The 6,000-nt window shown below is 62.1% G+C and carries 5 protein-coding genes and 1 riboswitch; of the genes, 1 reads left to right on the forward strand and 4 read right to left on the reverse strand.

The features are described 5' to 3' along the window. Positions 1–74 precede the first annotated feature (74 nt). Positions 75–260: riboswitch (TPP riboswitch) on the forward strand. Further along, positions 249–1,991: a bifunctional hydroxymethylpyrimidine kinase/phosphomethylpyrimidine kinase gene (locus tag RWL87_RS08625; protein WP_313969607.1), complete on the forward strand. Its 1,743-nt coding sequence runs from the start codon at positions 249–251 to the stop codon at positions 1,989–1,991. (Overlaps the previous riboswitch by 12 nt.) A gap of 412 nt (positions 1,992–2,403) precedes the next feature. On the opposite strand, the gene RWL87_RS08630 is transcribed toward RWL87_RS08625, so the two are convergent. The 4 genes from RWL87_RS08630 to RWL87_RS08645 form a co-directional block, all read right to left on the reverse strand. Continuing rightward, positions 2,404–3,114: a YoaK family protein gene (locus RWL87_RS08630; RefSeq protein WP_303974993.1), complete on the reverse strand. Its 711-nt coding sequence runs from the start codon at positions 3,112–3,114 to the stop codon at positions 2,404–2,406. Between the two features lie 261 nt (positions 3,115–3,375). Further along, complete coding sequence (locus RWL87_RS08635; RefSeq protein ID WP_005506196.1) at positions 3,376–4,149, reverse strand: slipin family protein; 774 nt, start codon at positions 4,147–4,149, stop codon at positions 3,376–3,378. Positions 4,150–4,435: 286 nt separating this feature from the next. Then, the gene (locus RWL87_RS08640; RefSeq protein WP_313969608.1) at positions 4,436–5,278 is read right to left on the reverse strand and encodes a transposase; all 843 of its coding nucleotides are present in this window, start codon (positions 5,276–5,278) and stop codon (positions 4,436–4,438) included. 2 nt (positions 5,279–5,280) lie between these two features. Next, positions 5,281–6,000, reverse strand: a 720-nt coding sequence (locus RWL87_RS08645) for a cbb3-type cytochrome c oxidase subunit I (RefSeq protein ID WP_313969609.1), incomplete at its 5' end; no start/stop codon positions are given.

Genomic DNA, 6,000 nt, shown 5'->3' on the forward strand with positions numbered 1-6,000 from the left:
AAACGAAAATTTCGGAGAGATTTACTTGTCACCCGCAAAACTTTCAGCTACTGAGAATCGTTGTGATAACCTGGCAGAGCGATATGGGGTGCCTTGAGACGCCCGCGACCCGCTGACCCGCCCAAAGACGGGCAACCAAAACAGCGGGGGCACGGAACAGCGGGCGCGCGAAACAGCGTACAAACACTCAAGGCTGAGAGAATCACCCATTGAACCTGCTCTAGTTCGAACTAGCGAAGGGATTATCGATGATGGCAGAGCAGCCTACCGCGCCCGCGTGCGCATCCACCTCTAACCCTGTACCCGGCGCGAGCGCTCCCGAAACAGCTGGGGCGCCTAAGACAGCTCGCGTGCCGAGGGTTCTCTCCATTGCGGGAACCGATCCCTCCGGCGGTGCGGGCATCCAGGCGGACCTTAAGTCCATTACCGCATCCGGCGGTTACGGCATGTGCGTGACCACCTCACTGGTCGCCCAAAACACGTGCGGGGTTCGTGAAGTATACACCCCGCCCCTGGAATTTTTGACCGCGCAGCTTGCCGCCGTTTTTGATGACGTCACGGTTGACGCCGTGAAAATCGGCATGCTCGGCGACGCAGACACGATCCGTACGGTCCGCACTTGGCTGAGCGAGCATCCCGTGCCCGTGGTCGTGCTCGACCCGGTCATGATTGCTTCTAGCGGTGACCGCCTGCTGCAGGCGGAAGCAGAGCAGGCGCTGCGCGACCTCGTTCCGCTCGTGAATGTGATTACCCCGAACATTCCGGAGCTCGCCGTGCTCTGCCAGAAGGAGCCCGCCCAGACTTTCGATGAGGCGCACGAGCAGGCGGCGAACCTTGCGGCGGCGACCGGAACCACCGTGATTGTGAAGGGCGGCCACCTGTGCGGTCAGGACGCCGGTAACACCGCGGTCTTCCCGGACGGCACCTGCGCGCACGTGCGCACCCCGCGCCTGGACAGCCGCAATACGCACGGCACCGGATGTTCTCTGTCCTCCTCGCTGGCAACCCGCCTGGGTGTGGAGCTGTTGCAACACTCCGCAAGCGCAGAGCCCGCCGCAGACCAGAAGAACACTCTGACCAGCGAAGATACCTACCGCGCCCTGCAGTGGAGCACCCGCTGGCTCCACGAGTCCATTGCCGCGGGCGCCGGTCTGCAGGTTGGCTCCGGTGAGGGCCACGGCCCGGTGGACCATGCCGCCCGCGCCCGCCGTCTGGAGGGTGCCGCCTCCGCGTACCCGTGGCGCCACCTGCTCGCCACCACCGACTCTGAGGGCAATACTCTGGACGGCACCAGCCCGGAGCGTCTGCTGCCGGTCAGCCCCGTGCCCGCCGGTGAGGCCGTTGTCAAGCCCGCCGGTCCCTGGACTGCCGCGCTCTGGGCTGCGGGTGGCGAAACCTGGCACCAGATTCTGGATTTGCCGTTCGTGCGTGCCCTTGGCGACGGCACCCTCGATGAGGACCTGTTCTCCTTCTACCTGGACCAGGACGCCCTCTACCTGCGCGATTATTCGCGTGCGCTCGCGACTCTCTCGGCGCGTGCCGATACCGCTGAGGCGCAGGTGCACTGGGCGGCTGGCGCGCATGAGGCGATTGCCGCCGAATCGCAGCTGCACGAGGGCTGGTTGGCGAACCGTGCGCGCCTGGGCGGTCCTTCGCCGATTACCATGGGGTACACGAACTTCCTGCGTGCCTTCACAGCTGGTGAGGACTATGTGGTCGGCGCTGCCGCTATCTTGCCCTGTTACTGGCTCTATGAAGAAGTCGGTGCCGTGCTCTCCTCGCAGAACCACGCGGACCACCCGTACGCGGAGTGGCTGAGCCTGTACGGTGGCGAGGAGTTCGCTGCGGATGTGGCGCGTAGCCTTGCGGAGGTTGAGCGTGCTTTTGAGGCGGCTTCACCGGCTCAGCGTGTGCGTGCGGCGCGGGCGTACCTGTCGGCGTGCGTGTACGAGCGTGAGTTCTTTGACCAGGCTCACCGGGCGCTGCGTTAGAGGCTGAGTTGGGTTCGGTTCGCCGATGCTTTAGGTGCCGGTTTTTGGGCTGAATACCGCGCCGGCATGGCGTGAGATGGGTGATTGATGCTTCACTCAAGCTACCGCCGGTTCGGGGGTTGTGCCGGTTATGCTTAAGGCGTCGGTGAAAACCGTTTGCGGCAGGATTCCGGCCCTCACCCAACTGGCTGATGTACCTGCCGCGCCCGCACCTCTACGGCGTGTAACCGATCAGTTTGGCCCGTCGCAACCACCTCATCCAACCCCCGCGGCGGGCCAAACGCCTTCCTTCTAGCGTTCGCGAAGAATATTCGGCATAGAAATATCCCGTGCAGATACTCTCATCTGCACGGGATATTTTGCTGTTCTGTATTTGCTCTGCCGCCACCTATAGCCGCAACCGGAGCAAAGTTTATGCGTTCTGACCCTCACGAACCTCTTTCTTTTCCGCCTGGTAGCCGAAGCAGAACGCAGCGCCCGCGATCAGCGCCGCCAACCAGATGGAAAATACGCCAAACCATCGGGTGACAAGCGCCATGAGAATCACGCCAGCTATGAAAGAGGCGACTACGAGAGAGTAATCAATGGCTTTGAGCAGAGCCGTACGGCGCTGTGCCTTCGCCTCATTTTTTGTGTCTCCGTCGGGGGTTTTCCGCGTGAGGTACAGCGAACCGGCGGTGTACCAGGCACTGAGCATTTTGCGCCAGTTGCCGCTGGTCATGAAGAGCGAAAAGGGGTTTTCGCCAATGCGTGTATCCGCGAGGGCGTGAATCATCAGACCGACGGTGAACGCCAGCGCGCCCACCTGAAAGCTATTGCTCAGAGTTCTATCCATGAAGGGTACCGCGAAGCAGACCAGAAGGAACGGCAGGAGTGTGCCGATGCGCCAGTGTCTCATCCGGGCACGTTGACCGAGTAGATCATGAATGAAATGCCCTGCCAGATACCCGAAGCTGAAAAGAATAACGGAGAGCCAGCGCAGGTGCACCACATGCGGTGCGTCACGGTGCAGATCGGCGATGAGCAGAATAAAGTTACCGGTCTGCGTGGCAACGAGCGCTTCATAGTGGATGTGCGAGAAGACGTCCACTGCGCCGCCCAGGGAGGCGAGGAGCAGAGCCATGACGCGCCCGTAGCGTCGAGGTGCTGGGATGCGGTGTAGCATCTCGCGGAGGTGGTGTAGCATGCGCCTTCCCTCACGGTGGGTGGGTCTGTTTGTAGCAGTAATGCCGCTGGTTCCATGCTACGGCATAAGTCAGCAGGGTACCGGAGAAGCACCCCGCCGGGTAACCCCTGTTAAGGCGAAGGCCCCGAGCAGGTGTCTGCTCGGGGCCTTGCACGCTATTCGGTATTTAGTTCAGGGGTTTAGCTCAGAGGGAGTAGCCTACTTGCTCTCGCCCTTGAGCGCACCCACGAGGGGGCCAATGACGTCCATGGGCAGCGGGAAGACCACGGTCGAGTTCTGGTCGGCACCCAGCTCCAGCAGGGTCTGCAGGTAACGCAGCTGCAGGGAGGCGGGGGACTGGCTCAGAATGTCGGATGCTTCCTTCAGCTCGCTCGAAGCCTCCAGCTCACCGCGTGCCGAAATGATCTTTGCGCGGCGCTCACGCTCAGCCTCAGCCTCGCGTGCCATGGCGCGCTGCATAGCCTCGGGAATCTCAACGTCCTTGATTTCGACGAGCTCCACCTGAATACCCCACGGCTCGGTGCGGGAGCCGATGATGGAGCGCAGGTCCTCGTTCAGGTCCTCGCGGTGTGCGAGCAGGGTGTCCAGGTCAACGCGGCCGAGCAGGGAACGCAGGGTGGTCTGCGCGATCTGGCTGGTGGCGATCGGGTAGTTCTCGACCTCGAGCACGGCGTTCTTGGCGTTGGTCACGCGGAAGAGGACCACGGCGTTCACGCGGGCGGGAACGTTGTCCTTGGTGATGACTTCCTGCGGGGGAATGGTCAGGGTGATGACACGCATGTCAACGCGCTGCAGGGAGTCGACGAGGGGGAAGACGACGTTCAGGCCGGGCTTCAGCTCCGAACGCAGGTGGCCGAAGCGGAAGGAGATGCCACGCTCGTATTCGGGGATGACGCGGAACATACGAATCAGAATAAAAAGAACAATGACGGCAACTGGGATGAGGATAGTTGCCAGAGTGACGGGATCCATGGTTTTCCTTCACAAATATTGGGGGAGGACGGTATGTGTGCCCACCTGCCCGCGCCTCGTACGGTGCAGGTAGTAGGGGGTGCCCGGTATCGGGCTGTGTGTGGGGGAGTTGGGGAGGGGATTTTCCGTCCCGGCGCACGTCGCGGCGGGTCGGCGCCTCGGCGGTACCCCGCACGGAAGAACTCACAAGAGGAATAAAAGAGAATTCCACGCAGGGTAGCCGCCGAAGCTAACAGACGGGACCAGCCAGCCGGTCAGCCGCCGGAACGGAAAAACTTGTGCAGCGCTACTTCTTCGCCATCTGCTCTGCCAGCTTTTCAGCCGCCTCAACCTCAGCCAGGTTCTGCTCCTGCAAGACCTCGTTCGTGGTCTTGTGCAGTCGCTTAACCGAGGTGCCGGTACCGCTCCAGGCGGGGCGGTCCGGGTCGAGGGCAGAGGTACGAACCGGCAGGGTTGCCTCCGCAATCATCTGCTTGCGGGCCTGATCGGTACGGCGCTTACGCTCATTCGACACGCCACCCCACTTCGCCGCGAAACGATCCATCTTCACGTTCACCGATTCATCAGCGGTAGATGCGTGAATATGCTTCGGATCGTTCTCGAAGTTCGCGGGGGAACGCATGAGCTTCACAGCCAGCGGGTAGGTCAGCGAGAGGCAGACCACCGCGGCGGCACCCTCCACCAGAAGCTCCAGCGGGGAGTGCCAGACGATGGCGGCACCAATCAGGATGACCACACCCAGCAGCGACACGGCAACCGCCAGTCCGCGGTGGAAACGACCCGACTCGGAGTAAGGCCATTCGTCCACTTCGCGGGTGAGCTCGCGGCCGTTTGCCGAGACGGTGCAGCTGTCCTTAATCGGGCAAGTGTTGCACACGCTGGGCTTGGCGCGGTAACGCATCACTCGGTTATCCGAGTCGAATGCGGTCGCCCACAGCCACTGGTCTTCGGGGCAGAGCCACGCGTCGCTCTCTTCGTGGTAGGTGAACCCGAAGGTTCGCGCCGCCACCATGCGCTGGCTGGTGCGCTTGGCGAGAATATCGAAGCCCCAACCCACGGCGACCAGACCCAGCGCGTACACGCAGGCTAGCCACACGAGGAAAGAAACTCCAGCAATCTGCTCAGGCATGGTTAGCCTCGACGATCGCTACGGTAGGGGCTGGTCTGCTCGGGCAGCTCCTCGGCAGCCTTAGCGCCGGCGAACTCTGCGATGCGAGCGTCCTCAACCACCTCGTACAGCGGCGGTTCGGGCAGCTCCAGGACGGTTTCCTTAGCGTTCTTGGAGAAGATCTCCTTGAGAGCCAGCAGCGCCAGCTTGATCAGCGGGATGATGCCGACCAGGAAGATGACGTCACCGGGCATACGCATCCAACCCATCACGGCGGAAGCGCCGTCGTGGATGAACGCGAAGGAACGAGCCTCGTAGTAGCCCTCACCCACGGACTTGTACAGCTGAGCAATACCCAGCGGCAGCAGCGAGATGAAGGACATCCACAGCAGACCAATGTTCAGGGTCCAGAAGGAGAACTTCAGACCCTTCTCAGGCCACTTGTTCTCGGGGAGCAGGTAGCGCAGACCGAACACCGCGAACGCGATCGCGAGCATACCGTACACACCCATCATGGATGCGTGTGCGTGGTTTGCGGTCAGCGCGGTACCAATCTCGAAGTAGGACACGATCGGCAGGTTAATCAGGAAGCCGAACACGCCTGCGCCGAGGAAGTTCCAGAAGCCCACAGCGATCAGGAACATGACAGCCCAACGGTGCGGGAAGGGCTTGGTGCGGTTGGAGTACTGGCGAGCACCCAGCTGCATGAAGCCCCACGCCTCAACGGTCAGGAAGGTCAGCGG

The organism is uncultured Rothia sp., from assembly GCF_963555405.1.
Taxonomy (GTDB): Bacteria; Actinomycetota; Actinomycetes; order Actinomycetales; family Micrococcaceae; genus Rothia.